4 protein-coding genes are annotated in these 2,819 nt (G+C 50.4%); all 4 read right to left on the reverse strand.

The window, feature by feature from the left end; genetic code table 11:
- Nucleotides 1-5: 5 nt before the first annotated feature.
- Nucleotides 6-779 (reverse strand): glycosyltransferase family 2 protein, encoded by a 774-nt coding sequence (locus AC1WIP_RS14160; protein ID WP_481142434.1) that lies wholly within the window; start codon nucleotides 777-779, stop codon nucleotides 6-8.
- A 24-nt stretch (nucleotides 780-803) separates the two neighbouring features.
- Nucleotides 804-2,006, reverse strand: a complete 1,203-nt coding sequence (locus AC1WIP_RS14165) for a glycosyltransferase (protein ID WP_481142435.1) — start codon at nucleotides 2,004-2,006, stop codon at nucleotides 804-806.
- Nucleotides 2,003-2,389, reverse strand: coding sequence for a DUF2304 domain-containing protein (locus AC1WIP_RS14170; RefSeq protein ID WP_481142436.1), 387 nt, complete (start codon nucleotides 2,387-2,389; stop codon nucleotides 2,003-2,005). Before AC1WIP_RS14170 ends, AC1WIP_RS14165 begins: the two co-directional genes overlap by 4 nt.
- Nucleotides 2,390-2,398: 9 nt before the next feature.
- The coding region (pelG, locus tag AC1WIP_RS14175; protein ID WP_481142437.1) for an exopolysaccharide Pel transporter PelG at nucleotides 2,399-2,819 on the reverse strand (421 nt) is incomplete at its 5' end.

Raw genomic sequence — 2,819 nt, forward strand, 5'->3', positions numbered from 1 at the left:
CACTATCAATCCCCTCCCCCCCCCCAACCCTCCGTCCCAAGGCAAAGCCGCTTAATTCTGCTCCCAACCGCCACTATGGAAAACAACATACGCAGCACATATACAAAGGGCTTAAGTCCCGAGTGCATGCTCACGCCCTCCGTCCTGGGGTGCATCACCGCAGGAATTTCCTCCACCCGAAAGCCAAGCAGCAGCATTTCCATTATCTTATTGGCATCCGGATACCTGTCGTCAAAACGACTATATCCTGCATAAAAGGAGAATACTCTTTTATCAAGCCCCCACAGTCCTGTAGTGGGGTCCTTTATATGCCTCCCTGTTCCCATATAAATCAACCGCCGAAACAGCACAAATCCAATCTTTTTGGCAAAGGAAACCGGAAACGATACGCTGTCCTTTAAAAACCGGGAGCCCAGCACCACGTCCGGACATTCTCCCCTTTCGTCCTTTTTCTTAAGTCTTTCATATATAGCCGTAATATTCCCTGCATCATGCTGTCCGTCCCCATCTATCTGAATCACATACCGGTAGCCATGGCGCAGGGCATATTTATAACCTGACTGCAGGCCGCTTCCATATCCAAGATTAAACACATGATCCACCACTATGTGGTTTCTGGCCCGGGCTATCAGGCTCGTCCGGTCCTTAGAGCCGTCGTTTATCACCAGAATGTCTGCAATCCTTTCAATCTCCGGTTTTTCCAGACGCTCCAGAAGCGCTCCGATATTCTTTTCTTCATTGTAAGCCGGAATAATCACCAAAAGCTCCTTGTTGTTCATTCTACCACCTTTCCCCCTCAAATCCTAAGCCAAAAGACAAAACAGCTTTTCCAGCTCCGATTCGTCCCCAAAGCTTCGTGCTGCCGCAGCAAAACCAATCCTCTTTCGCAAATCCCCATCATGAATAAGGGCCTGTACCCCGTCACGGATACCTTCCGGCGTCAGGCTGCACATCATCCCGTCCTCCATGGGTTTTACCTGCTCTCTGTTTCCACTGCAGTCCGACACCAAAATAGGCTTCCCCAGAATCTGGGCCTCCTGTATGGCAATACTTTTTCCCTCATAGCGGCTGGCGTGTACATAGATATCTGCCTGCCGCAGATAGGGATAGGGATTCGGAACAGCGCCCAGGAGCAGAAAATCCCTCTCCAGGCCAAGCTGCCTGATTTTCCCCTCCAAAAAGCGCCTCTCATCTCCCTCCCCCAGCACATACCATCGCACATTTTCACCGCTTTTTTTCAGAAGCGCCATAGCCTCCACCGACACCTCAAGAGCCTTCTGGGCCGTCAGCCTGCCCACGGTGAGAATTCTAAGTCCCTGAAAGGAATCGGAAAATCCCCCGGGAAGCTGCGCCTTTTTCAATATACCCTCCCGGTCCACAAGATTGCGGAAAATTTCTGTCTTTTCCCTGCATTGCGGATATACCTTTAAAAACGCCTCTCTCACCTCATCCGAAACCGTGAATATTCTGTCAAATTTCAGATAACAGTCTCTGTCAAGCCTTCTGGTATACCCGGCCCTTGTGTAATCCACATGAATAAACGCGGCTTTTTTTTTGGCCTTCACATGATCCGCCACATAGTAAGAGGCGCCGCCCTCCAAAAAGGCCACAGCCAGATCATAAACCCTGTGGAAACGTTCTGCGCCGTCAGACAATGCCCTCCACATCAGCTTATCCGGCAGAATTCTTTTTTTTCTCGCCATCTCCCAAAAATTCCCTGCAAGATATGGCAGCAGAAAAAATAAGTTTCCCCTTGCGGCCAGCGCCCGGAGCGTATTGGAAAAAAGAAGCTTTTTCCCCTCTCTGGAAAGCACCGAGCAGTCACTGTAGCGTCTGTTAAGCAGCCTTATATGTTCCGGCAGCCTGTGCACCAGCTCCCCCTGTCCCAGCAGCACATACAAATCCGTTTGGTATTCCTTGGGATTCACATGCCGGACAAGCTCCATGAGAGCGGTTTCCGCCCCTGCCATCCCCAACGTATTGATCACAATCAATATCCTTTTCATAGCGGCTTCCGCCCCATCTCTTCCGCCAGCTCCTCGAGGCGCTTTTTGATCACTTCGTTTTCCTGATTGAGCAAGGATACCTGCATGGCCAGCTCCAGATTTCTGCGCATCAGCTCAGAAACCCGGGCGCTCATAAAGTACGCGCCGTAAATTGCGCAGAAGCCCAAAAGCAGAACCAGTGCCATGCCCGTTGTAGAGATGTATCGATTCAAAATCACCGGACGCAGCAAAACCCCCGCCAGAATTATGATAATGCTGATAAGTCCCCAGGTAAGGCAGAAGGGCTCCGTCATCCTCCTTTTTGCCAGTGACGAAACCGTGATGCCAAGCAGCACCACCCCGGTGATGATGATAATAATGCGCAAAATATTTCCCGCTTCCATAAGTTTACCTTACCTTCCTCTTTTTTTCTCCAATTTTGTCTCCATTTTTGGAGTGGGACCGCCATAAACCAAATTAGAGGGTTTTCGTCCATGTCCCGCCTTCATAATGCTTCCCTGACAAAACACATGGATATCAAGCGTCCTCTCCATCACCCTGAGTCTGTGATACGCTGCGCAAAAGCCCGCAAAGGCTCCGGCCACAAGCCCCAGCCCGTACCAGGGAGCCGACAGCCGTGAGGAAAACAAGCTGCCAAAAAACGTGATCCCGCAAAAGCTCACCGCCGTAAGCACCGCTCCCTTCAAATCATTAAAGTAATACAAGAATATGATAGCGGCGTACATTAAAAACAAAATGAAATATCCCGCCGCCAGACACGGATAAATACGCATCACCTGCCCTCCTATCCCCAGCCTGGGAAGCAGAACAATG

Source organism: Acetatifactor sp. (assembly GCF_982438285.1).